The sequence below is a fragment of the Dokdonia sp. Asnod2-E02 genome (assembly GCF_045063915.1).
In the GTDB taxonomy this organism is placed as follows: domain Bacteria; phylum Bacteroidota; class Bacteroidia; order Flavobacteriales; family Flavobacteriaceae; genus Dokdonia.
This window is the reverse complement of record NZ_JBEFNX010000005.1, coordinates 3,213,508-3,238,435: the sequence shown is the minus strand read 5'-3', so window position 1 is coordinate 3,238,435 and position 24,928 is coordinate 3,213,508. Positions and strand designations below refer to the sequence as shown.

The 24,928-nt window shown below is 38.5% G+C and carries 24 protein-coding genes; 9 read left to right on the top strand and 15 right to left on the bottom strand.

The window, feature by feature from the left end:
* The first annotated feature begins 434 nt into the window (after window positions 1-434).
* The 5 genes from ACJJVM_RS14705 (at window position 435) to ACJJVM_RS14685 (ending at window position 4,261) form a co-directional block, all read left to right on the top strand.
* Window positions 435-1,478 carry a porin gene (locus tag ACJJVM_RS14705; protein ID WP_298354313.1) on the top strand — a complete coding sequence of 348 codons (1,044 nt, stop codon included), beginning with the start codon at window positions 435-437 and terminating at the stop codon, window positions 1,476-1,478.
* A gap of 24 nt (window positions 1,479-1,502) precedes the next feature.
* On the top strand, window positions 1,503-2,807 hold the full coding sequence (locus tag ACJJVM_RS14700) for an ammonium transporter (protein ID WP_405212139.1): 1,305 nt from the start codon (window positions 1,503-1,505) through the stop codon (window positions 2,805-2,807).
* Between the two features lie 18 nt (window positions 2,808-2,825).
* Entirely contained in the window at window positions 2,826-2,993 is a 168-nt protein-coding gene (locus ACJJVM_RS14695) for a hypothetical protein (RefSeq protein WP_405212138.1), read from the top strand.
* Complete coding sequence (locus ACJJVM_RS14690) at window positions 2,956-3,414, top strand: low molecular weight protein-tyrosine-phosphatase (protein WP_405212137.1); 459 nt, start codon at window positions 2,956-2,958, stop codon at window positions 3,412-3,414. Before ACJJVM_RS14695 ends, ACJJVM_RS14690 begins: the two co-directional genes overlap by 38 nt.
* 121 nt (window positions 3,415-3,535) lie before the next feature.
* On the top strand, window positions 3,536-4,261 hold the full coding sequence (locus ACJJVM_RS14685; RefSeq protein ID WP_299151183.1) for an SAM-dependent methyltransferase: 726 nt from the start codon (window positions 3,536-3,538) through the stop codon (window positions 4,259-4,261).
* Window position 4,262: 1 nt separating this feature from the next.
* Here the strand turns inward: ACJJVM_RS14685 and ACJJVM_RS14680 are convergent, their stop codons facing one another.
* From ACJJVM_RS14680 to ACJJVM_RS14650, 7 genes are all read right to left on the bottom strand, one after another.
* Window positions 4,263-4,505: a DUF3820 family protein gene (locus tag ACJJVM_RS14680; RefSeq protein ID WP_298354322.1), complete on the bottom strand. Its 243-nt coding sequence runs from the start codon at window positions 4,503-4,505 to the stop codon at window positions 4,263-4,265.
* Window positions 4,505-6,139: an amidohydrolase gene (locus ACJJVM_RS14675; protein WP_405212136.1), complete on the bottom strand. Its 1,635-nt coding sequence runs from the start codon at window positions 6,137-6,139 to the stop codon at window positions 4,505-4,507. The genes ACJJVM_RS14680 and ACJJVM_RS14675 overlap by 1 nt, the downstream gene beginning before the upstream one ends.
* A gap of 48 nt (window positions 6,140-6,187) precedes the next feature.
* The gene (locus tag ACJJVM_RS14670) at window positions 6,188-6,742 is read right to left on the bottom strand and encodes a hypothetical protein (protein WP_405212134.1); all 555 of its coding nucleotides are present in this window, start codon (window positions 6,740-6,742) and stop codon (window positions 6,188-6,190) included.
* A 59-nt stretch (window positions 6,743-6,801) separates the two neighbouring features.
* Entirely contained in the window at window positions 6,802-7,242 is a 441-nt protein-coding gene (locus ACJJVM_RS14665; RefSeq protein WP_405212133.1) for a hypothetical protein, read from the bottom strand.
* 11 nt (window positions 7,243-7,253) lie between these two features.
* Window positions 7,254-7,724 (bottom strand): hypothetical protein, encoded by a 471-nt coding sequence (locus tag ACJJVM_RS14660; RefSeq protein WP_405212132.1) that lies wholly within the window; start codon window positions 7,722-7,724, stop codon window positions 7,254-7,256.
* A 67-nt stretch (window positions 7,725-7,791) separates the two neighbouring features.
* Window positions 7,792-9,570: a TonB-dependent receptor gene (locus tag ACJJVM_RS14655; RefSeq protein WP_405212130.1), complete on the bottom strand. Its 1,779-nt coding sequence runs from the start codon at window positions 9,568-9,570 to the stop codon at window positions 7,792-7,794.
* Window positions 9,571-9,634: 64 nt separating this feature from the next.
* Window positions 9,635-12,655 (bottom strand): tetratricopeptide repeat protein, encoded by a 3,021-nt coding sequence (locus ACJJVM_RS14650; RefSeq protein WP_405212219.1) that lies wholly within the window; start codon window positions 12,653-12,655, stop codon window positions 9,635-9,637.
* 282 nt (window positions 12,656-12,937) lie between these two features.
* On the opposite strand from ACJJVM_RS14650, the gene ACJJVM_RS14645 reads away from it, so the two are divergent.
* The 3 genes from ACJJVM_RS14645 (at window position 12,938) to ACJJVM_RS14635 (ending at window position 15,509) form a co-directional block, all read left to right on the top strand.
* Window positions 12,938-13,621: a cell division ATP-binding protein FtsE gene (locus tag ACJJVM_RS14645; RefSeq protein ID WP_035329092.1), complete on the top strand. Its 684-nt coding sequence runs from the start codon at window positions 12,938-12,940 to the stop codon at window positions 13,619-13,621.
* An 84-nt stretch (window positions 13,622-13,705) separates the two neighbouring features.
* A complete protein-coding gene (locus tag ACJJVM_RS14640) occupies window positions 13,706-14,584 on the top strand; it encodes a glycosyltransferase family 2 protein (RefSeq protein WP_405212129.1) in 879 nt (292 codons plus the stop codon).
* Entirely contained in the window at window positions 14,577-15,509 is a 933-nt protein-coding gene (locus tag ACJJVM_RS14635) for a glycosyltransferase family 2 protein (RefSeq protein ID WP_405212128.1), read from the top strand. Before ACJJVM_RS14640 ends, ACJJVM_RS14635 begins: the two co-directional genes overlap by 8 nt.
* Here ACJJVM_RS14635 and ACJJVM_RS14630 read toward each other — a convergent pair.
* Together ACJJVM_RS14630 and ACJJVM_RS14625 are read right to left on the bottom strand one after the other, a co-directional pair.
* Window positions 15,498-15,887: a sugar 3,4-ketoisomerase gene (locus ACJJVM_RS14630; protein ID WP_405212126.1), complete on the bottom strand. Its 390-nt coding sequence runs from the start codon at window positions 15,885-15,887 to the stop codon at window positions 15,498-15,500. The genes ACJJVM_RS14635 and ACJJVM_RS14630 overlap by 12 nt on opposite strands.
* Window positions 15,884-16,963 carry a glycosyltransferase gene (locus tag ACJJVM_RS14625; protein WP_405212125.1) on the bottom strand — a complete coding sequence of 360 codons (1,080 nt, stop codon included), beginning with the start codon at window positions 16,961-16,963 and terminating at the stop codon, window positions 15,884-15,886. Before ACJJVM_RS14625 ends, ACJJVM_RS14630 begins: the two co-directional genes overlap by 4 nt.
* A gap of 32 nt (window positions 16,964-16,995) precedes the next feature.
* Between ACJJVM_RS14625 and ACJJVM_RS14620 the strand changes: the two genes are divergently transcribed.
* Window positions 16,996-18,132: a glycosyltransferase gene (locus ACJJVM_RS14620; RefSeq protein ID WP_405212124.1), complete on the top strand. Its 1,137-nt coding sequence runs from the start codon at window positions 16,996-16,998 to the stop codon at window positions 18,130-18,132.
* On the opposite strand, the gene ACJJVM_RS14615 is transcribed toward ACJJVM_RS14620, so the two are convergent.
* The 6 genes from ACJJVM_RS14615 to ACJJVM_RS14590 form a co-directional block, all read right to left on the bottom strand.
* On the bottom strand, window positions 18,133-18,663 hold the full coding sequence (locus ACJJVM_RS14615; RefSeq protein WP_405212123.1) for a DapH/DapD/GlmU-related protein: 531 nt from the start codon (window positions 18,661-18,663) through the stop codon (window positions 18,133-18,135).
* Window positions 18,656-19,936: an O-antigen translocase gene (locus ACJJVM_RS14610; RefSeq protein WP_405212122.1), complete on the bottom strand. Its 1,281-nt coding sequence runs from the start codon at window positions 19,934-19,936 to the stop codon at window positions 18,656-18,658. The genes ACJJVM_RS14615 and ACJJVM_RS14610 overlap by 8 nt, the downstream gene beginning before the upstream one ends.
* On the bottom strand, window positions 19,930-21,036 hold the full coding sequence (locus tag ACJJVM_RS14605) for a DegT/DnrJ/EryC1/StrS family aminotransferase (protein ID WP_405212121.1): 1,107 nt from the start codon (window positions 21,034-21,036) through the stop codon (window positions 19,930-19,932). Before ACJJVM_RS14605 ends, ACJJVM_RS14610 begins: the two co-directional genes overlap by 7 nt.
* Window positions 21,033-22,034: a GNAT family N-acetyltransferase gene (locus ACJJVM_RS14600; RefSeq protein WP_405212120.1), complete on the bottom strand. Its 1,002-nt coding sequence runs from the start codon at window positions 22,032-22,034 to the stop codon at window positions 21,033-21,035. Before ACJJVM_RS14600 ends, ACJJVM_RS14605 begins: the two co-directional genes overlap by 4 nt.
* A 125-nt stretch (window positions 22,035-22,159) precedes the next feature.
* A complete protein-coding gene (typA, locus tag ACJJVM_RS14595; RefSeq protein WP_035328112.1) occupies window positions 22,160-23,956 on the bottom strand; it encodes a translational GTPase TypA in 1,797 nt (598 codons plus the stop codon).
* A 372-nt stretch (window positions 23,957-24,328) separates the two neighbouring features.
* On the bottom strand, window positions 24,329-24,745 hold the full coding sequence (locus tag ACJJVM_RS14590) for a nucleoside-diphosphate kinase (RefSeq protein WP_035329086.1): 417 nt from the start codon (window positions 24,743-24,745) through the stop codon (window positions 24,329-24,331).
* Window positions 24,746-24,928 lie beyond the last annotated feature (183 nt).

Here is a 24,928-nt window from a genome sequence, read left to right as displayed (position 1 = left end):
TTATTTATATGGTAAAACCATTATTACTTATGCTCAAGATAAATTTACTTATTGAAGTCTCAAAAAATGGTAATCATAATTATGACTATCACATTTTGACCCTAGTCAAATTTCTAATTACATATTTTTTGCCTTGCAAAACTGAGAATTTGCAAACCTTAATTTTTGTTAAAATATGCGAAAACGTTATCGCAATTTCAATCTATTTCTAAAAATTATAAATTATTCACATTAAAAAAGGCGATTTATTAATGAAAATAGAAAATTGAGAAGAACAAATATTCAGTAAAAACAGTATTTATTTAAGATACCCCTAAAATTAAGGGGGTCAATTTGAAATTATCATAAAAATTTACACATAACCCCTTAAAATTAATATGTTAATATTTTTTTAAGATACTTTTAACGTCAAATCAACTGAAAATTATATTTTTATGAAATCTATTTGCACGCTTTTATTACTAACCATAAGCACAACATTTATGTTTGCTCAAGAAGAAACAGAAGACAAGAAAAAATTTACCGTAGAAGGTAGTGTCGATGTCTATTTTAGACAAAATATTTCTGGACCCAATGGTGAAGATGCTATCGCTCCAAACACATCTTTTGCAAACCGAAATGGATTTGCACTAGGTATGGCAAATGTGATAGGCTCTTTTGAAAGTGAAAACGGAAAAGTAGGTGCCGTGGCAGATCTTGTCTTTGGACCTCGAGGTGAAGAAGCAGTCTTCCTCTCTGGACCTTCTTCTAACATTGTAAACCAACTTTATGTATACTGGAACGTTTCAGAAAAAGTAAAACTTACACTAGGTAACTTTAATACCTTCTTAGGGTATGAGGTGATATCACCTACTGCAAACTTCAACTACTCTACCTCGTATATGTTTTCTTATGGTCCTTTTTCTCACACGGGTATTAAGGCAGACTTTACCCTCTCTGAAGATTTTAGTGCGATGCTTGCTGTACTTAACCAGACAGATGCAACAGAGTTTAACTTTGATAACGACTATACATTAGGAGCTCAACTAGGATATAAGAGCACGTACTTAAACTTTTTATACGGTAAGCAAGGTGGTAGCTCAGAAAGTACTTTTCAAGTAGACCTTACTACTGGATATGACTTATCTGACGACTTTTTCTTAGGTCTTAACGCAACTTATAATGATACAGATGGTGCTTCTTTTTATGGCGTAGCACTATACCCACAGTTCAAAACTTCTGACGCATTCACCTTAGGTTTACGTGGTGAGTACTTTGCAGAAGGTGAAGGTGGTGCTGGAGCAATAGGAGGTTATGACCTAGAAGGTGATGCCTCTGTAGTGGCAGTAACACTTACAGGTAGCTACAGCGTAGGAGATCTTACTATAAAACCAGAATTTCGTCTAGATAGCGCTAGTGAAGACACATTTTTAGACACAGATCAAGATCCTAGCAATTCTTTATCATCTTTTGTAATTGCCGGAATATATAAATTTTAATAAACTAACTACTCATTACTAATTATGTTACAACTATTAAACTCAATAATGCCTAACCTCTTGTTAATACAAGATACTGTGAGCCCTGAAGATTTGGAAAATGCCATCTCAGGGATTAATGGAGACCTAGGAATGCTCTGGATGCTCTTATCTGGAATACTCGTATTCTTTATGCAAGCTGGTTTTACACTGGTAGAATCTGGGATGACCAGATCAAAAAATGCTGTAAACATTGCTATGAAAAACCTACTAGACATCTGTGTAGGTTCTTTAACCTACTGGATTGTAGGATACTCACTTATGTATGGAGACACTTCTAACGGATGGTTTTTCTGGAGTGGTCTTTTTCAAGGTGAAGGTGCAGATCTTTTCTTCCAGACTATGTTTGCCGCAACTGCCGCAACTATCGTTTCTGGAGCGATTGCTGGTAGAACAAAATACTCTACCTATATCATATTCTCTTTAATAATGACAGCAGTTATCTACCCTATTTCCGGTGGATGGCAATGGCAAGGAGAAGGCTGGTTATCTAACTTAGGCTTCATAGACTTTGCTGGATCATCTATTGTACACTCTGTAGGTGGATGGGCTGCTTTAGTAGCGGCTATACTAGTAGGACCACGTATTGGAAAATTTGTTGATGGAAAAGTGTTGGAAATTCCAGGACATAACCAAGTACTTGCAACGCTAGGGGTATTTATCCTTTGGTTAGGATGGTTTGGTTTTAATGGTGGATCACAACTCGCTTGGGGTGGTGCAGATGCCATAGGAGCTTCAAATGTGGTATTAATTACAAACCTATCTGCCGCTGCAGGTGGACTTGGTGCCCTCATCACTACGTGGATCTGGTATGGAAAACCACACCTTGCACAAACTTTAAATGGTGCCCTAGCAGGTTTAGTAAGTATTACCGCAGGATGTGGTAATATGAGTGCCGGTGGAGCAGCTTTAGCAGGACTTCTTGGAGGAATCTTAGTTGTTTTCTCTATTGAAATCATTGAGAAAAAACTTAAAATAGACGACGCAGTAGGTGCTGTTTCTGTACACGGTGTTGTAGGTGTATGGGGAACTATTGTTATTGGTCTTTGGGGTATAGATGGAGACACAGGCATAGGTCTTTTAAACGGTGGTGGCGCTGGCCAGCTAGGTGTTCAAGCTCTAGGAGCTTTTGCTTATGCTGCTTGGTCTATAGGGCTATCATTTGTTATCCTATTTATACTCAAGAAAACTATCGGTTTACGTGTAAGTAAGGAGATAGAAGAGCAAGGATTAGATATGGCAGAGCACGGTACCATAGCATACCCAGGAAAAAGAGATAGAGGTGAGTAACAAAACTCTCACTTACATTTGACACTAACTAACCTTAATCATAGAGCCTCGACTATACAAAGTCGGGGCTTTATATTTTTTATAAAACAAGGTACGCTTTCGCGAAAGCGCACTCAAAATAATTATCTTTCGGCTCAAAATTTTACAGATGTCAAAAACAAATATCCTTATGGTGTGCCTAGGTAATATATGTAGGTCTCCCCTAGCCGAAGGTATCTTACGTAACAAACTAGATAGCGAGCAATTTACAATAGACTCTGCCGGTACTGGTGACTGGCACGTAGGAAATGCTCCAGATGCTAGAAGCATAAAAGTAGCTAGAGATAATGGTATAGACATCTCACAGTTAAAAGGGAGGCAAATAGCAAAGAGCGATTTTAAAAAATTTGACCATATCTATGTGATGGATCAAAACAACCTAGAAGATGTACTAGCGCTTGCCAGTACAGATGAGGAACGCCGAAAGGTTATAATGATTTTGGACACCGTTTTTCCCGGTGAGAAGGTAGATGTTCCAGATCCTTATAATGGTATGCAAGAAGATTTTGAAAGAGTTTATGAGATGCTAGACCAAGCCTGTGAAGAGATTGTAGGACAGCTGCAGTAATAAATCTTCTTTGTGAGCAGCAATAGAATATGCGCTTAAGGTTGTGCATCTAGGTAAAGCTATTTATATTGCGTCTATCACGATCAGCTCCCCAACCATATGACTGACCGTAGACTTATCTATGAGCACATTTACAACTACCGGAAAATTATATCTCATACCTACTACTCTAGGCGATACAAGTGCTCTAGAGGTGATGCCTATCTCTGTAAAGAAAGTGGTAGAACTTATAGATACGTATATAGTAGAAAATGAAAAAACGGCACGTCGTTCTATTAAGGCTATCTCGCCTAGCAAGTCACAGCCGTCACTCACGCTATTTCAACTCAATAAATACACAGACGTATCTGAGATACCTTCATACTTAGAGCCTTGTTTACAAGGTGAGTCTGTAGGTTTACTCTCTGAGGCTGGCGTTCCTGGGGTTGCAGATCCCGGTGCAGAAGTGGTAAAAATAGCCCATCAAAAAGGAATACAAGTAGTGCCACTAGTAGGGCCGTCTTCTATACTTATGGCAATGATGAGTAGTGGTATGAATGGACAAAACTTTGCCTTTAACGGCTACCTACCCATTGATCAAAAAGAGCGCAAACAAGAGCTTAAAAGACTAGAACGTCTCTCATTTGAGCACAGCCAGACGCAACTTTTCATAGAGACACCGTATCGTAATAATAAAATGCTAGAAGACATTTGTGCTACAGTACACCCAGACACACAAGTTTGTATAGCCTGTGATATCACCTTACCTACAGAGTATATTATCACAAAAAGTGCTTCTTTCTGGAAATCTAATGCGCCAGACCTACATAAAAGACCTGCTATTTTTATAATACACAAAGGGTTTTAAGCTAGCTCAAGTTAATAGGCTTAGGGAAACCGCGCTGTATTTTACGCACCATAGGCTCTAGTCCATTAACTTTTATTTCCATCATTTCTTGTAACAACCTACCTAGCTTCCCTTCTGGAAAACCTTGTTGCCTAAACCATACGTAATAGGACTCAGGCAGGTCTACCAAGTATTTACCCTTATATTTCCCAAAAGGCATTCTGTAATGAGCAAGCTCAATGAGGTGATCTTGTTGTGACTTCATTATAGCTTGTTGTAAACGTTTTCGCCATTTACGTATGTTGCACCCACTTCAAGATTAGGTATTGCATCTTCATCTACGGTCATAATATCTTGATCCATAATGATAAAGTCTGCAAACTTACCTGACTCGATACTTCCTTTTTCTGCTTCTTCAAAGTTTGAGTAGGCTGCCCATACAGTCATTCCTTTTAAGGTTTCTTCTCTAGACAATGCATTTTCCATCTGGTAGCCTCCTTCTGGATATTGTTTTAAATCTTTACGAGCCACTGCTGCATAAAATGTGTAGAAAGGTGACACCTGCTCTACCGGAAAATCTGTTCCTAAAATAACAAGCCCAGATTGTTTAAGTAGGTCTTTATAAGCATAAGCGCCTTTTATACGTTCTGCTCCTACTCTATCTTCTGCCCAGTACATATCACTTGTCGCGTGCGTAGGCTGTACAGAAGGTAAAATTTTATCACTAAAAACATCAAAATCTTCTGTAGACACTACTTGAGCGTGCTCTACCTTCCAGCGTGGATCTTTTTTTGAAGTAAGAACCTTATCGTATGCTCGTAGTACAACCACGTTTGCACTATCACCTATGGCGTGCGTATTCATCTGGAAGTCTGCAGCAGCGATACGCTCTGCAAGTTCATTAATTTCATCTACTGGTGTTACCATTGCCCCAAAGTGACCTTTTTTATCACTATATGACTCTCGCATCGCAGCACCTCTAGATCCTAAAGCACCATCACCATACACCTTTACAGAACGCACATTAAGACGATCTGTTTTAATCTTACCAGAGCTTAAGTAGTGATCTAGGTTTTCTTTATTGTTAGACAACATCGCGTAGATGCGCATTTTTAAGTCTCCCTGCTGTTGCAAGCTGTCTATAAGCTCTACTATATCTTTATTAAGACCCGCGTCATTTACCGTAGTAAGCCCGTAAGAAAAACAAAGTTCTTGCGCCTCTAGTAATACTTGAGCATTTTCGGCAACGCTGGCTTGTGGCATTACGGCATCTACAAGCGTTTGTGGGTTATCTATAAGTACGCCAGTCACTTTACCATCTACCAGTACAATCTCTCCACCACTTACCTTTGTGGTGTTATCTATTTTTGCAAGATCGAGCGCTTTCTGGTTTACAAGGTATGCGTGACCATCTACACGCTCTAGTACCACTGGTGTGTCTGGAAAAAGAGCATCAAGCTTATCTTTAGTAGGAAATTCTTTTACCGCCCAGTCGTTTTGATCCCAACCTCTTCCTCGTATAACGGTTGCTTCTGGATTTGCTTTGGCAAAAGCGGTTACCTTTTCTATAACCTCATCATAACTTTGGGTACCTACGAGGTCTGCAATTTGTAGGTTTTGCCCCAGTCCATAAAAGTGACAGTGCCCGTCTATAAGACCTGGTAAAACGGTTTTACCTGTAGCGTCTATAGTTTCGGTGGCTTGATATTGTGCTGTTATATCTGCTGTGCTTCCTACGGCAATAAACTTTCCATCTTTTACGGCAAAGGATTCCGCTTTCGCGAAAGCGTCATTAACCGTATACACATTTGCATTTGTGACAATAAGGTCTGCCTCCTGCTTGTTATCGCAAGAAATGAAAAGACTAAGAACTGATAAAGAAAATAAAAGTTTACGCATCAAAATATGGTTTAAAGCATAAAAATACGAAAGAGAAGTTATAAGTGATTACCTAAGATTATTAATTTGTAAATCTACTTGAGCATCTTGAGGAAACCTATAATTAGAGTGTAGTTGTACGTCTATATCATAGGTGATACCATATAAAGCAAGCACGGCATCTACCCGATCTTTTTTAAGTTTTGCCTCTCGAGATTTTAATACGTACATATTGTACATCCCTATTGCTTGTGATAAAATCTTAAGGGCAATTCCAAAAATTATAAATGGTATTAAGTATATTCTTAAACTATAAGAGCTTGATGAATGAAATGAATTATTAAGATCATTTATGTAAACTATAGAATAAGCAGCCAAACAAGTGACTCCCACACCTAGCAAGCCAAATATTATAGTATAGCTGTAGTTCCACCATTTATCTTTTATAGCGTGTTCATAAATAACGTTTACTTCTCTAAGTTGGTTTTTAAATTTTGTAGAAAACAGCTTTTTTGAGCAGGTACGATTAAAGGCTGGTTTTCGCTTTGTAAGATTGCAAATAGAACCTTCTTTTAGGTTTTTACGCTGGTGGTTACAGAGCTCGCAGTGCCAAGTTTTATTCAAAAGAAAAAAGGTTTTGCACTAATGTACAAAACCTCTTGTTTTTTAGTTTCGATTTTTTTCTAAAAATCTATGCGCAACCTCAACTCTGGTGATTGTGTTACAGTGAGATCTCCACCTGTAGCATTAATGTTACTTATGCTATAATCTGGGCAACACCCTGAAGATTCTTGTGTCTGTACTGTTGCATTTATTGTCACATCAAAAAAACTTTCTTGAACGATAGTAGCCATCTCTGGAAAAACATATATGACAAGCTCTCCATCTTGAAAAACATAACCTTGGTTATATAAAAGCTCTAAGTCATTTTGTACGGTAACAGTAAATTCCTCTGGAGCTTCTCCATCTGTATCTGTATATAATTGCTCTCCAGTTTCGGCATCAAAAAAGGTTATTACCATCGCTGGGCCTGGCGCACAGAGTACGTTTGCACAATCTAGATCATCTGATTCGCAAGTAACTAGTGACAAACTTAATATGATAAGAACAAGTAGCTTTTTCATACCTAAGTGTTTTATAAGAATACTTTATATATGAGATCTCCATCACTATCATCTACGCTAGTCACATTTGTAAATGATACGTCTGTATAATTATTTACATTACAACATTCTCCCTCTATAAATGTCACATCAAATGATAAGGTAGTCTCAAAGCCATCTGGCACGGCTATACGAAGCATCACATTGTTACGACTTTCAAAAAATGTATTAAGCGCTATTTGTGCAGTTTCAAACTCTTGAGAGGTACCTGTAAAGAATACAAAATCCTCATTAGTTTCTAGATCTGTTATAACTACATCTTCAAGATTATAAGTGCCGTTAAAAAACACATCTTCTTCTGTCTCACTATCTAAAAATTGTAATAGTAAATTACCAGATGCACAATCTACAAGACTACAATCTGAAAGACTAGCAGAATCTAAATCAGAACTGCAAGAAATAGTAGCTATAAACAAGGCAACAATGCCTAACATTCTTTTCATTATATAGGGTTTACATAAAGGATGCAGGTACTAGAGAAAGGTTGCTTTGTGATGGGTGTTATTTTTACTAAAAATCAAACTTATAAGTAGCACCTACCATACCTTGAAGTCCTTGCACTTCATAATTAAGCCACTTCTGGTAGTTACTATCTAGTATGTTATTAACTCTAGCAAAGGCAGATAGACGATTATTAAAGCGATAACCTACGTGCGCATTTGCATCAAAATAGCTCTCTAATGTTTCTATAGAGCTAGGCGTTAATATATCTGCCGGGTCTTGACTAAATACAAGATCCTGACGCTCTCCTGTAAAAAATAAGTTTACTCCAGCAAACCATTGCTCTGTAATCTGATAATCTGCAAATAATGACGCTTGTAGGTCTGGAAGGTTCCAAGCCTCTGCTTCTGTATCTGTAGTATATGAGTTAAACTGCCCGTTAAGCTTCATTTTAAAATTTGCATTTACATCAAAGTTAAGCTCTGCAAAAACACCTAATGTATTAACATCATCATAGACGATACCAAAGGAGTTTCCATTCTCATAGCCATTTTGCCCAAAGTTGTTACCACTCTGCGAGTAAGGGTTATGCTGGTATAGCGCCTTCCCACTCTCTGATGCATAGCTAGCACGTAAGTTATAACTTAGGGCTTCAGAGAGTTTTCCTTTCATACCTAAAAATCCATCATACTGCTTATTTGTAGGGGCTACTATAAGTGTAGGTGATATAAAAGGGTTTTCTTGAGCAAAGTCGTGGTAGTTATTCTGTATAAGACCTCCTTCAAGTCCCCCATAAGCAATGAAGTAATCGCCCGCTACTCTATAAGATGCAGCGATTTTTGGGTAAATAAAGAAGTCTGTCTCACTATTTTCTGTATCAAGAGATACAACACCTTCTACCCCTAGTTTTACCTCTAAGTCATCTCTTAGAATTACTAGACTTGGGTTAATACCTGCGTTTAAAAAGCTATAGTTAATCTCTGTCCCAGTTGTACCAAAGCTATTTGCAAAAGAACCACTCAGGTAATCTACAGACAGTTTTGTTGTAATTAACTCACCCGCTATAGGAAACTCAACCGTAGGTGCTACCACTGCTCTAAGCTCTGTACTCTCTAGGTCATCACCAAAATAACGCACCATTCCCGTAGCCTCCTTAAAGAAAGAATCTTTAAGACTTATAGAACCATTAAGACCAGCTGTGAGATATGAATGTGTTACATCAAAATCTTCTGTAAATAAAGGACCATCTGCTGGGCCTTGCAATTCCTTAAGTTCCTCCGGTATACCATACCAGTTATACACTTGATGCTTTGCATCTAGATCTGCGCGCCAAGTAAGATCACGCTCTCTTGCTCCATAATTGAGATTGAGACGACTATCGTAAAAGAAATCGTCTACCACAGTACCATCTATACCTCCTTGTGAAGAGTTATGATTTAAAAATACTCCAAAATCTTCTGTACGGCTTATTTGGAAATTGCTGTAAAACTCTGCTAGTACAGATGTAAAACTCCCAAAACCTAAGGTTGCGTAGTTATCATATAACTTTTCTTTTTTTGCTTTTTTTACAACAGCCGCCTTACCTTTTGCTGGTGTAAACGTACTCGCTACAGGTACAGAAAAGATACTGTAAGTCACTTTTTTCTTTGCTGTAGTAATGGAGTCGTTAAGCTGCGGAGTAGCTTTTACCTTAAAAGCGTCGCGTATGGTAGGCGTGTATGCCTTTACCACATTTACCACTTCTGTACCTATAGTAGACTCTTCTTCTTGAGCATAACTTACTTGCACAGCTAGAAGTGCTATCACAGCAACTATAAGTTTATATGATGTATGAAATGAACTATTCATAAAATGTGTTTTACTTTTTACGTTGTTAGACTAACGTGTTTAAATATATATTGTACTACTACTATTATCCTTTCTCTACAGAAGCATTTGTTCTTGCCTCTGCCTCTTTTATAATAGCAAGCTGCGTTTGTGCTTCTTCTACCGTTTCTGGATAATCTGCAAAGTTTGTGATTACACTCTCAAGTATATAAGTAGCTTGATAAGCATCACCTAGCGCATAAAAGTTTTTTGCCATAAGAACAAGACCCTTTGCTCCATACTCTTTGTAACCACTATAATCTTTTGCTAGTTTTTGAACAGCAACGTTAGACGCTTCATAGCTTGTTGCTTTATTTTTAAAATAAGCATCATAATACAAAGCCTCTGCCGCTAGAGAACCTGTTGCAATTTTTTGCACCTCTGCATAGGCTGTTTTTGCTCTTACCTCATCTCCAGTTTTTATAGAAGAACGTGCAATGATAATTTGAGCATCACTTTTTACAGTGTTGTCTATTTTTGAGTTTGCTAGCACTTTTGTAGCATAGATTACCGCTTGATTATAATCATCTCCCTCATAGTATGATTTCATAAGGTTAGATTGTGCAAAAATGATGTTTTGTGGGAAGTCTGCTTCTGTTTCTAGTCGTTGTAATACTGGGATGGCTTCTACATAATTTTCGGCAGTAAGGTATACTTGTCCCAGTCTTGCCAGTGCCTGCTCTGTAAACTCGCTACGCTCTTTGTCTATTACAAACTTGTAGTGTGGTATGGTTTGTTGGTATTCCGCTTTCGCGAAAGCGATCTGACCCACATAAAAATGAGCTTGTAACGCGTGCTGACCATTAGGATAATTAGTAAGGTACTCCTCAAAGAGTCGTGATGCCTGGTTTATATTATTTTCTACATACTGCTTCTCTGCAGAGGCATATGCAGCATCATCTAGTTCTGCATCTTCAACATCTATAAAATCTAGCGTGCTCACCCACTGGCCGTACTCATCTACACGACCTAGGTCTATATAAATAAGCTTTGCAGTAGTCACTGCTTGTAGTGCTTCTGGCGTACCAGGATAATCTGCTGCAACGCCACGTAGTATACGCAACGCCTCATCTGAGTTGTTGTTATTATCAAGAATAAGTGCTTTTTTGAGCAGTGCTTTTGACACGTATGAGCTTCCCGGTAGATCCCTTACAAGTTTATCATAAGCCGCAATGGCCTGGTCATTATTATTTTGTGAGACATACATATTACCTAGCTCGTATAAAGCGTCATCACGATAGGTAGATCTCGGAAACTTAGTTGCAAAACTTTTAAGACCCGCTATCTTGTCACTATTCTTTTTTATAAAACCGTAGCTCATAGACTTTTGAAAAGTCGCATAATCTTGATCTGTCTCATTAAGAGCAATCGCACTATTGTATGCCTCTAGCGCTGGCCAGTACTTACTGCTTATAAAGCGACTATCTCCCAGACGAAGAAAGGCGTCGTTAAGTCGTGTTCTATCTTGTACATTTCCTTTTGTATAATTTTCAAAATAGCTGGCTGCTTGCTCATAATTCTTATCAGAAAAATATGCGTAGGCCAGGTTGTAGTTTATATCACCATATTCTGGAGTACTGGCAGCATTACTGCTCCCTAAAAACTGTTTGTACCCTATGATGGCTTCCTTAAAATCATTTGCAATATAATCGCTCTCTGCTTTCCAGTAGGTTGCTCTTGTAACGTATAATGGATCTTGTGGTTCTTTAAGCGACTTTGTAAAGGCTGCGCTAGCCTCTGGAAATTTTCCTTCGTTATATAAATCAAGCCCATATAAGAAGGCTACCTTCTGGTAAGCTGTCTTATTATCAAAGCTATTATTGCTCTCAAGTAATTGCATTGCCTCCTTATAGTTTTTTGAGGTGATGTAAGAATCTATGAGTAATGACTCTAACTCGCTTTTTGCCAGAGATTTTGGATACGCCTCCATATAGTCTGCTATAACAGTAGGTGTAGGCTTATATGCATTACCTATCTCATAGCTAAGCTTTGCATAATTGAGACCACTGTCTTCTTTTATAGTCTCATTATAGTCCATCTCACTCGCATTTTTAAATGCGTTAAGTGCCTCTTGTTTTTTATCAAGCTTTATGTACGATTGTGCAAGATGATAGTAAGCATTTTGTGCAACGCTGTTATTACCGTCTATAATTTTATTAAACTCATTTACGGCACTCGCATAATCTCCTTGCTTGTAATAAGCATATCCTAGCTGGTAGTAATCTGTATTATTCCACTTGCCTCGTTTACCTTTATACTCTCTAAGATATGGTAATGCCTCGCTGTATTTATTCTGGTTAAAGTAACTCTCACCTATTATTTTGTTAAGCTCAGACTTCTCTTTTGGGTTTGCATTTGCGAGCTGAGATTTACCTTCTGAGATGGCTTGATCAAATTTTCCTAGTTTAAAATTGAGGTCTGCTTTAAAATAGGCAAGGTCTTCATTATATGCACCACCACTCTCTGCTTCTACCTCATCAAAAAGTTCATTTGCCTGCTCATAGTCATCCCCCTCATATGCCATAAAACCGATATAATACTTAGCCTGTGCCCCGTATTTTTGAGAATCGCGCACACGATTTAAGTATTTTTTTGCTTCGTCAAAACGCTTACTCTTAAAATAAGCATACCCATTATTAAAGTAAAAAGTCTCCTTCTCTCCCTCTGTGAGTGTTGACTCATCTACACGATCATACCATTTACGTGCATAAGCAAACTTGCCATTTTCAAAATAATACTGCGCTACGTCTAGAAAAGCACTATTGCGTTTTGTACTTGTAGGGTACTCTGTCACAAAAGCAAGCATCAAGTTATCTGCTCCCTGCTGGTTAAGTCTCACAGCGGCATTTGCAATATAATAAGCACAGTCACCTTGTACTGTTGTATCATCAGTTTGTGCTTTTACTTCTTCAAAAAGTGTTTGAGATGCTAGGTACTGCTTGCTATTGTATAACGACAGTGCCTTATTAAACTGAGCGAGGTCATTTGTATAAATTGCAGATTGTTGCCCTACCGCAATACTGGTGTATAAAAATAATGCAACAAGTACATACTTGATTTTGTGCATAGTTATGAGTTGTTTTATTGATGTTATGTGGGAAGAATTACGCTTTCGCGAAAGCGTAAAAACGCCCTTTTCTAGCCTGTTCAAAGTTATCTTTCTTACAGTAAGATAACGACCTAAATCTTTGTTAATTATGTGAAGTTGTAAAAAGGGTTTTTAACAATCTTGTTTAAGAGCTCAAAATAGCGCTGAGCATCATATAACTGAGATACTTAAAGAAATTTTTAGAAGGTCATAAAACACTTTCATCTAAATTCCGTTACTTTGAAACTCAGATCAAAACTTATGTCACAACCCGTACTTCAATTATCACACGCCGCAATTTACCAACGAGAAAACCTCATTCTCTCTGAAGTAAATGTTACCATAGAGCCAGGTGACTTTGTGTACCTCATAGGTAAAACGGGATCTGGAAAAAGTAGTTTTATGAAAACGCTTTACGGTGACCTCCCGCTCACAGAGGGCAAAGGAAACATAGTAGGCGTAGACCTTAACGGACTTAAAGAAAAAAATATTCCTTTCTTACGCCGTAAACTAGGTGTTGTTTTTCAAGATTTCAAATTGCTTAATGACCGTACGGTAATAGATAATTTAAAATTTGTACTCAAGGCTACCGGCTGGAAAGACAAAACAGCTATGGAGGCAAAAATAGATGCCGTTCTGGATAAAGTAGGGATGAAAAGTAAAGGTTTTAAATATCCTTATCAGCTATCTGGAGGTGAGCAACAACGTATCGCCATTGCTCGTGCTTTGCTCAATGACCCAGAACTTATTCTGGCAGATGAGCCTACAGGTAACCTAGACCCACAAACAAGTGTAGAGGTTATGGAAGTATTGCAGGAGATTAATAAAAACGGCAATACCATCCTTATGGCAACACACGACTATGCACTTTTACTTAAATACCCTTCTAAGACATTAAAGTGTGACGGTAACAAGGTTTTTGAGGTTGTACAGAAGACAGTATAATCTTTTTACCAAGACAAGCTACCGGCTACCGTTTTTATAAGCGTAGGTATACATCATCTTAATATTGTATTTTCGTTTGCAGGTATGCTTTCCATTCTTATCCCGACATATAATACAGACATCACTGCACTCGTCACATCACTTCTTGATCAGACACGAGAGGCAGGAGTAGTCTATGAACTTATTTTTTGTGAGGATGCCTCAACCTTATACCAAGAGCAAAATAGTGCACTTACCGCACTACCCAACGTATGCGCACTTATAAATAAAACCAACCTAGGAAGAACAGCCACACGGTCAAAGCTTGCCAAAAACGCACAGTATGACTGGCTTCTCTTTCTTGATGCAGATGTTCTCATTGAGAATGATCAATTTATCAAAAACTACCTGACAGCATTACCAAGCGGCGACTCTATCATAGTAGGTGGTACTTCATATATAGACGTACCACCAAAAAATAAAGAGCTACGCTGGAAATACGGTATAAAACGAGAGGCAAAAAATGCCAAAATACGAATGGAAAACCCATCGTATATTATCTCTCAAAATATACTTGTAAAAAAAGAAGTATTCTTTAGTCTAAACATTGTAGAAAGCAGGCGCTACGGACTTGACAATATATTCTCTTACCAGATTTATCATCAAAAAATCAACGTATTACACATAGATAATCCTATTGTACATACGGGTCTTGAAGAGAATTTGATATTTCTAGACAAGTCACTACAGGCTATTGACACACTCATACATTATGAGCATAACGGGAGTATAAGCCGAGACTTCATATCATTACAACAAGCTTATCAAAAATTAAGAAAACTCCGTCTAGACTTTGTATACCCTACAATTTTTAGCCTCTTTAAATTAGGTATACAGAACAACATCGTGAGCAATAGACCGTCGTTATTTCTGTTTGACTTATTCAGGCTCAACTACTATATAAAAAGTCGAAAAAATGCCTAAATTCTCTGTGGTCATTACAGTATATAACAAAGCCTCTTTTGTAAAGGAGACCATAGAGAGTGTACTAAAGCAAAGCATTCAAGACTTTGAGATTATAGTAGTAAACGATGGCTCTACAGATGGTAGTGATGCTGTCATAAAATCCATAGCCTCAGAAAAAATTACATATCTCCCGCTTGCAGAAAATGTAGGAGCAGGCGCTGCACGCAACATAGGTATAAAATCTGCCAGAGGATTGTTTATCGCACTGCTAGATGGTGATGATTTATGGGCTCCCTCCTACCTAGCGGAAATCACAGCTCTTATTAATGTATATCCCGAGCACTACGCATTTGCAACAGCCGTGCTTAAGGAATATAAAAACTCAACAAGACCTAACAGTTATAGCTTTGAAAACCCAGACAACAAACCTTTTCTAGACCTTGATTACTTTACAAGCAGTTATAAAAACACACTTCTTACAAGCAGCTCAACAGTTTTTCACCGTTCTGTATGTGAGGATGTAGGCTATTTTAATGAAAAGATAAAAAGCGGTCAAGATACCGACTTGTGGATACGCATAGGTTTACAATATAGAATAGCCTTTAGCACAAAAGCGTGTGCAACCTATCGCTATGCGCCACAAAGCCTTTATAAAGGAACTCGTTCTGTAAAAGATAGACCAGACTATCTAGCATATTTAAAAGAAGAAAAAACAAACCACGGACTCAAAAGATTCATAGATCTCAATAGGTACTCGCTCATCATAAGAGCGCGACTTTGGGGTCAAGAGAAAGAAGTAAACACTTATCTAGAGCATCTTGATATAAATAACCTTAATAATAAACAACGGTTTTTATTAAGTCTACCCACCTACGCCTTACGTCTTGCTTTTAAGAGTCAAAGCTTGCTTGAAAGGGCTGGACTCAAACTCTCAGCTTTTTAGGGATTTGTAATTCTCATAGTTACGTATATAGTCATCTTCATCATACTCGTGAGATGCCAGCACGAGACATACTGCTCCAGAAGAAAAGTTTTCTAACTCTCGCCAGATATTTACATCAATAAGCAAGCCTTGATTAGGCTTATTAAGCATTACACGCTCCTTTTCTTTTCCATTATCAAGCACTACTTCAAAACTCCCATTTACAGCAATGAGCAACTCCTTACACTCCTTATGAGCGTGACCTCCTCTATATGCTCCACTAGGCACATCGTGAAGATAATACACACGCTTTATAGCATAAGGTAGCACCTCTTTTTCTATCACGGCTAGATTACCTCTAGGGTCTGTAATTCTTGGTATTTCTATAAGGTTTTTCATAAGCTATCTAGTAATTTTTTCCAGTCTAGAGCAATGTGTTCTGCGGCTAGATGTTTTACACTTTCTTGCGCATTTTTTTGACATCTACTGGCAAGCTCGCCATCTAGCACAAATGTACGAATGGCGGTACTTAAAGCCACCTCATCGTAGTTTGCGACTAGCATACCGTTTATACCGTTTTGCACAATCTCTTTTGGTCCTGAGTCACAATCCACACTTATAACCGGAGTACCTAGCGCTAGTGACTCTACAAGTACCATTGGGAAGCCTTCGTAATGACTAGTGAGTAAGGTGCACAAGGCTCGCTCCACTACGGGTGCGGGATTAGATTGATGCCCTATAAAAATAACTTTATCATTTATTCCCAGAGATTTTGAGAGTGTTGCTAGCTTTTTGGCATCTGGACCATCTCCCATAATCACGAGAGGTAGTTTTAAGTTCGCTTTCGCGAAAGCGGAAATCATCAAACTAAAGTTCTTCACATCATCTACCAGCCGTCCATACCCTAAAACATATGTCTCTGGAAGGCTTACATTGCTCTCGCCAAAAATCATTTTTGGGATAGGGTTATACACCTGATGAATATGCTTAAAGCCATATCTCGCTTTAATTTTTGCAGCTATACTTTTTGAAACTCCTACAAAATGACTCTTACCATAAAACCATTTCGCAAGCATATCTGGTGCTGGAAAATATGTTTCTAATCGAGCACTTCGCACCACATAAAGAACTCTTTGAGTTTTATAAATGTACTTTGTATATACCCATTCTTTTAAAGCAGAAGATCGAGACCTGCTATCTATAACAAGATCAAACTGCTCATTATGTAAGTAATTCTTTAGTCTTTTGAGGTGCTTATACTTTGTAACTAGGCCGTCGTCCTCACGCTTATCTGCTCCTAGATTAAATAATATGCCTTCATAGGGATAAGAAACCCCATCTCTTATACAGATGATATGTACCGTATGCCCAAGACCTGTGAGTACTTGTGATAAAAATGCCGTAGACCGCTCTGCACCACCCCCAGATAGGGAGATTGTAACAAGTGCAATTTTTTTATGAGTATCTTTCGGCAACAGAAGGAGTTTTTGTTTACCAAATATAATCAATGCGCATCTTACTCGTAGGCGAATACAGCCGACTTCATAATTCTCTCAAAGAAGGTCTCACCGCATTAGGTCACGAGGTTACCCTTGTGGGTTCTGGCGATGGTTTTAAAAAATTTCCCGTAGACATCACGCTAGAAAGAGGTTATACCTCTGGCTGGAAAAAGAAGCTAAAACTGAGCATTCTTAAAATGACCGGCATTGATATTTCAGAAAAATCACTGCGTAACCACTTTACAAAATTAAAACCTCAACTTTCTGGTTATGACGTGGTGCAACTTATTAACGAGTCTAGTTTTAACACCACACCATCATTAGAACTTGAGATAGCTCAGTATCTCAAAGCGCATAATAAAAAACTCTTTCTCCTCTCGTGCGGTACAGATCACATAAGTGTTACCCACGCTTTTACAGACGAATTGCCATACACAATTGCCACACCTTATATGGAGGGTAAACTCACAAAAACATCGTTTGCCCCAGCGCTCAAGTACCTAACACCCGCTTATAAAAAATTACACACGGCACTATATAAGCTTGTAGATGGTGTGATTGCTACAGATCTTGATTATCATTTCCCTCTTAAAAATCATCGTTTATACAAAGGGCTCATCCCAAACCCTATTAACATAGATAAGATACCTAAGCAGGAGATTGCATTTACGTATCCTATTACCATCTTTCACGGGATTAATAGAAATAACTATTACAAAAAAGGAAATGACCTTTTTGAGCAAGCGCTTGCAATTATAAGCAAGAAATACAACGAGAAGGTAAACATCATCACCACAGAAAATCTACCGTATGATGAATATATTACCGCTTACAATAAAGCACATATTGTGCTAGATCAAGTTTATGCTCACGATCAAGGTTACAATGCGCTAGAGTCTATGGCAAAAGGTAAGGTGGTCTTTACTGGTGCTGGCCCGCATTTTAAAGCACAATATCAATTAGATAAAACGGTGGCAATAGATGCGAAACCAGATGTAAATGAAATTGTGGCAAATCTAGAAAAGCTCATAGCGTCACCTGCGCTTCTTGAAGAGATAAGTGAGAACGCACATCACTTTATAAAAACCCATCACCACTACACAAAAGTCGCCCAGCAATACCTAAAAGTCTGGCAAGCTACATAACTAAGAGAATGTAACTCCCGCAGCTACCGAGGATGTCACAACGCTTCCAGCAGCAATCACGGCATTATCACCTATGGACACGCCTTTCCATATGCTTACATTATTGCCTATAAAAACGTTTTTACCTATCGTTACTGCGGCACTTGGTCCAGCATCGCTTCGGCGTCTGGTGGGGTCAAGACTGTGAAAATTACAATTATAAATTGAGCAATTAAGCCCTATGGTTGTATCGTCTCCTATCACAATCGTTCCTTCGTTTGCTATGGCGCAAAAATTATTATTTATCGCAACGTTGTTCCCAAAAACAATCTCACTTCCCTCCTTTCTTGCCTCGATATAAGCATAGGTATTATAAAATGACGGAGAATTAATGACACCTATTTGTACGCTTTCGCGAAAGCGTATCACACCCCTTCCATTAAGTTGTGCGGGTTGATAAAGCATAGGTTTACCGTCTACATAGGTAGTCTGTGAGAGCAACTTGTACTTCCAGATTCTAAATGATTGCAATATGTTACCTAGGCTACTCATTCGTTTTTGTAAAAAGCGGTCCCCGAAAGATAAACAGTAATACCAATAAATGCATAAAATAACTTAAACAATGTCCCATTGTAGCACCCTCTGCACCAAAATTTTGCACAAAGTATATTCCAGAAGTATAGATTATAGCGAGGGAGATCACCTCGGTAATGAGGAATAATTTGAGATTGTTTTTGGCAATAATTTGGTATCCTATCACTAGTGAGGCAACCTTAAAAAAATCCCCTAGCAACTGCCATTTAAACAATGAGGTCATAGGCATAAAATCTTCAGTAAATAATAACTGAACAATAAATGAACGCAAAAAATAAATAAGCAACAACCCGAGCCCAAACAGGGGTAAGATGGTTTTGTAAAACCCAAAAATCTCTTTTCTAAAAGCACTGCTTGTGTTGGCTTTTGATAATTGAGGCAAAATATATAAGGTCATTAATGTCGCTACAAACTTAAAATAGTAGTCTGACACGCGCGTCATAGCATCCCAGTAACCAGCTCCCTCCCCTATCTCTCGGCGTATCGCGATATATACAAGCGGTAACACAATCATAGAGAATAAGGCCATAAGCGTGTAAGACCCTAATTTGCGCAAAGCGCCTTTGTCAAATTTTGAGAATGAGACATTTTTCAATACGCTACCTTCTTTTCCTAAAGCAACTAGGGTAATCACTAGTATCACCGCCGGACTGACAACTAGCGCAACTAGTGCTCCTTGTACACCATAGTATATGATGCCTAAGATGGTTATGGCAAGACCTATCAGGTTAGAAAAGATTTGAATCTTCACCACCTTCTTATAAGCCGACTGCCCATTAATAACAGCTAGTAAAATTCCGTTAAGTGTTATAAAAGGTAGTGCTATTGCCAGCCATTTAAACACATATGTGTACTGTGCCCCATCGCCAAAAATCTGAGTATTAAAATAAGTAGCACCTACATATAAAATCGTCGAAACAATTATAGTAGCGATCAAACTCACGATGACAGCAGTAGACAGTAACTTTGATAATGGATGACGTTCCTCATCACCTGTGGCAACATACTTTACTATACCGTTAGACAAACCTAGATTACCAGCTGCTTGCGTGGTGGTCATAAAATTGCGTAAATAACCCAGCAATGCCATACCGCGCTCTCCTAGATAAATAGCGATAAGCTTTGACGTAATAAGACCTCCCAGTATTTGTAAGCCCACACTTATTGCATTAAAAGAAGTAATCTTAAGTAAAAGATTATTTGCAATACCGCTACGTAGTTTACCTAGCATTTAAAGTCGTTTATGGCTTTTATAATCTGGGTAATCTCCGTTTTAGCAAGCGATGGACTGATAGGTAAACTGAGCACCTCACTATGCAACTGCTCGCAAACCGGTAAGGACATAGATGCAAGCTCTTGTAAAGCCTCTTGCTTGTGTGGCGGTACGGGATAATGTATAATCGTTGCGATACCATTTGCCTTGAGATGTTCTTGTAATGCATCCCTCTGCACACAGCGCACTACAAATAGATGCCAGACGTGATCCTTACCCTCAGACCATTGTGGCAAAATAATATGTTCATTATTTATCCCTTCAAGATATTGCTTTGCAATAGCAATGCGCTTACTGTTCTGCGTGTCTAGATCTCTAAGTTTTATTCTCAAAAAGGCAGCCTGCAGTTCGTCGAGGCGGCTATTTACTCCAGTATATTGTGCGACATAGCGCTCTTTAAAGCCGTAGTTTCTATATTTTTCTACAACTTCGGCTAGCGCTTTGTCATTTGTGGTGATTGCTCCTGCATCACCTAGAGCGCCTAGATTTTTTGTGGGGTAAAAGCTATGACCACTCGCATCTGCCAGAGAGCCACTGCGCTTACCAGAAGCTGTAATTGCCCCGTGTGATTGTGCACAATCTGTAACGGTGAGTAGGTTGTACGCTTTCGCGAAAGCGTTAACCCTATCCATATCTGTAAGTCTGCCATACAAATGTGTAGGCATAATCACTCTTGTCTTTGACGTGATCTTCTGTTCTAAATCGCTATAATCAAAGTTGAATGTATCGAGATTTGCCTCAACAAGTACAGGCATTAATCCCGCTTGTTTGACACCTATGATGGTTGCGATATAGGTGTTACTAGCAACGAGCACCTCATCTCCCTCTTGTAGTTTACCTAGTAATTTATAGCCTTCCAGAATGAGCCTCAAGGCGTCAAGACCATTTGCTGTACCTATACAAAATTGAGTGCCACAGTAAGCTGCATACTCCTTTTGAAAAGCAGTCACCTCGTTGCCCAGAATGTACCATCCCTTCTTTAAAAAAGAATCGAACTTATTTTTAAACTCCTTTTCATAAGGTGCGTTTATCGTTTTTAAGTCTAAAAATGGAATCATATCAAGACATCTTTAAGTAGTGAATGATTCTGCACGGCAACTTTATAGAATTTGTGAACGTGGGTACGTGCTCCAAAACATTCTTTCCAGTAAGATAAGCCACTATTGAGTTTTGTGCCGCCCTCTTCGTTTGAAATACCAAAATCAAAATAGTCTTTATGTGCAAAGGTTTCCTCTATGAGCTCATAAAACAAGAGGTCTAAGGTTCCCAACTCCTGCTTATTCTCTCCTGCCGAAATATATTGAACGTGTGCCGTGGTTTTAGTCTCAAATATAGTTGCTCCTCCTACTATCGTATTATTATGGTAGACATTAAACTGCCTTATGTTTTCTGGAAAAGAAGCTTGTAGCTTTTTTATTTCCTCTAGGGTATGTGTGGGTTGTGATTGATGTTTTTGCTTTAGGTTAGGTACGAGTATCTCGCTCCAAAAGTTGTCAAAACCTACTTCCTCTTTTATAACCAGACCTGCTCTTTCTGCCTTTTTTACTCCTTCCATACGATTAGATTGTATGGATAATTTATTCCTGTAATTTATCACAGACGCAGTATCTACCCTGTAACAGCTAGCACTAAGTAATTGTGCGATATACTCAAACTCATCACTGGGCATCACCGCATAAAACGTGGGAAGCTGTTTTAGATATAAAGATATGAAGCCTTGCTGCTGCGCATACTTTAATATTTCTTGAGTAATTGCTATGACATCTTGTAGTTTTTGCTTTCGCGAAAGCAAAATACCACCATACGTTAATCCCTGATGACTGTATAGATCATTCCCGTCTGCATTTGCCGGAAGGAGTGCTACAAGTTTTTTACCCTTGTAAACCAGCAGCGAGTAATCTGTAAACCTATCGCTGTGATACTCCATAAAGGAACGGTCGTGTAGAAAGGTTGCATTTTTTGCCTGTGCTACAAATTTGTTCCAGCGCTGGACATCTGCGGATTGATATTTTTTTACAGTATAGATGGTTTGGTTGCGAGTTTTAGGATATTTCAATAAAAGTAAAACTATTTTTAATTCTATAGGATATGGTAAGAGATTAAATTACGCTTTCGCGAAAGCGCATAAAAAAGCCCCACTCTCATAGAGCGGGGTTTATGATTTATAAGAATACTAAATCCTTAAGCAATCTTGTTACGCTTACGGTCTACTTCTTTTAAGTAAATCTTACGTAGTCTTAAGTGATTAGGAGTTACCTCTACATACTCATCTTTCTGAATATATTCTAGTGCTTCCTCTAGTGAGAACTTAATTGCAGGTACAATCTTAGCCTTATCATCTGCTCCAGAAGAACGTACGTTAGACTGCTTCTTTGCTTTTGTGATATTGATATTCATATCATCCTGACGAGAGTTTTCACCTATTACTTGACCTTCATAGATATCTTCACCCGGTGATACGAAAAACTTACCACGATCTTGAAGTTTATCTATAGAGTAAGGGATAGCTGTACCGTTTTCCATAGATACAAGTGATCCAGAAATACGTCCAGGGATATCACCTTTAAAAGGCTGGTATTCTTTAAAGCGGTGTGCCATAATTGCTTCTCCAGCAGTAGCAGTAAGAAGTTGGTTACGTAATCCTATAATACCACGTGATGGGATTAAGAATTCTATAATCATACGCTCACCTTTTGCTTCCATAGAAAGCATCTCACCTTTACGCATTGTTACAAACTCTACTGCACGACCAGAAACATTTTCTGGAAGGTCAATAGTAAGCTCTTCTACCGGCTCACATTTTACACCGTCTATTTCTTTTATAATTACTTGAGGCTGCCCTATCTGTAATTCATACCCCTCGCGCCGCATTGTCTCGATAAGTACAGAAAGGTGCATTACCCCACGACCATATACTAAGAACTTATCTGCACTATCTGTATCGTTTACACGTAGGGCAAGGTTCTTTTCTAGTTCTTTAGTAAGACGATCTTTAATGTGACGTGATGTTACAAATTTTCCGTCTTTTCCAAAGAAAGGAGAATCGTTAATAGAGAATAACATACTCATTGTAGGCTCATCAATATCAATCGTTGCAAGACCTTCTGGGTTTTCAAAATCTGCTACAGTATCACCTATCTCAAATCCTTCAAGACCTACAATCGCACAGATATCACCTGCTTGTACTGACTCTACTTTAATACGACCTAAACCGTCAAAAGTGTGAAGTTCTTTGATACGAGTTTTCTTGATAGTACCATCGCGCTTTACAAGAGATACTTGCATACCTTCTTTAAGCTCACCACGGTTAAGACGTCCTATTGCGATACGACCTGTAAAAGAAGAGAAGTCTAGAGATGTGATAAGCATCTGTGTGTTTCCTTCTTTAGTTTCTGGTACTGGTATGTGCTCCATCACCATTTCTAATAATGGCTCGATAGAGTCTGTTTCCTTCTGCCAGTCGTCAGACATCCAGTTATTTTTTGCACTTCCGTAAACTGTAGGGAAGTCTAGTTGCCACTCTTCGGCACCTAGTTCAAACATAAGGTCAAAAACCTTCTCGTGTACCTCCTCTGGAGTACAGTTTTCTTTATCTACTTTATTTACAACCACACAAGGCTTAAGACCTAGGTCTATTGCCTTCTGTAATACAAAACGTGTTTGTGGCATAGGTCCTTCAAAGGCATCTACAAGTAGACACACACCATCTGCCATATTTAATACACGCTCTACCTCTCCACCAAAATCGGCGTGACCAGGAGTATCAATGATATTAATCTTAGTACCCTTGTAGGTTACAGAAACGTTTTTTGAAGTAATAGTAATCCCGCGCTCACGCTCCAGGTCATTGTTATCTAATATAAGCTCACCTTTAGACTCATTTTCTCTAAAAAGCTCACAGTGATACATAATTTTGTCTACCAGGGTTGTTTTACCGTGGTCTACGTGGGCGATAATCGCGATATTCCTTATGTCCATAATAGGTTGTATTAATGCCGTGTTTTTGGCGGTGCAAAAATAGCTATAATTAATTAATTTATTTGCTATTACATTAATAGATATACATTAACGTAATTTCAAACGTTGTAAATCTCATTTTTATCGTTCTATAACCCACAGTTATGAAGTTGTTTTGGCACTTTTGGGCGTTCCTCTACGAGGCAGGCTATACGCTCATACTCCTCGTCGCTACACAAGTGTCGTCCCTCCACTTGCAGCGCTCCTGTGGGGTAACCGCTGCTATCCTTAACGCAAAAAAATGAAGGCACAAAAAAAGCCTCTCGTTTACAGAGAGGCTTTTAAAGTATGGTGTAAAACACCTTATATGGTAGTTTGTAACTGCGCTAGCAATTAAAACATCTCACGTCCAGCAAAGTGAAAAGCGCTTTCTATAGCTGCATTCTCATCACTATCAGAACCGTGTACTGCGTTTTCTCCCATAGAAGTTGCATAAAGTGCACGTATAGTACCTTCGGCAGCATCTGCAGGGTTAGTAGCTCCTATTAAAGTACGGAAATCTGCTACTGCGTTTTCTTTTTCAAGTACCGCTGCAACGATAGGTCCGCGTGTCATAAACTCTACAAGCTCTCCAAAGAATGGACGCTCATTGTGTACAGCATAAAACGTCTCAGCATCTGCCTTTGTCATTTGAGTAAGCTTCATCGCTACGATACGGAAACCACTAGCAGTGATTTTTTCTAAAATTGCTCCGATGTGTCCATTCTCAACGCCATCAGGCTTAATCATTGTAAAAGTTCTATTTGTCATATCTTTCATTTTCTGCAAAGGCTGTACGTTTATGTGCCTAAGCAATTTGTGTTGTCAAAAACCCTCACATTTGTGAGAATAACTTATTTGTTTTCGCGAAAGCGTAAATACCTTCTTGAAATCGCGTGCAAAAATACCGATTTTTAATGTTATCACAATATTAAGTTTACAACTACCTAAAAT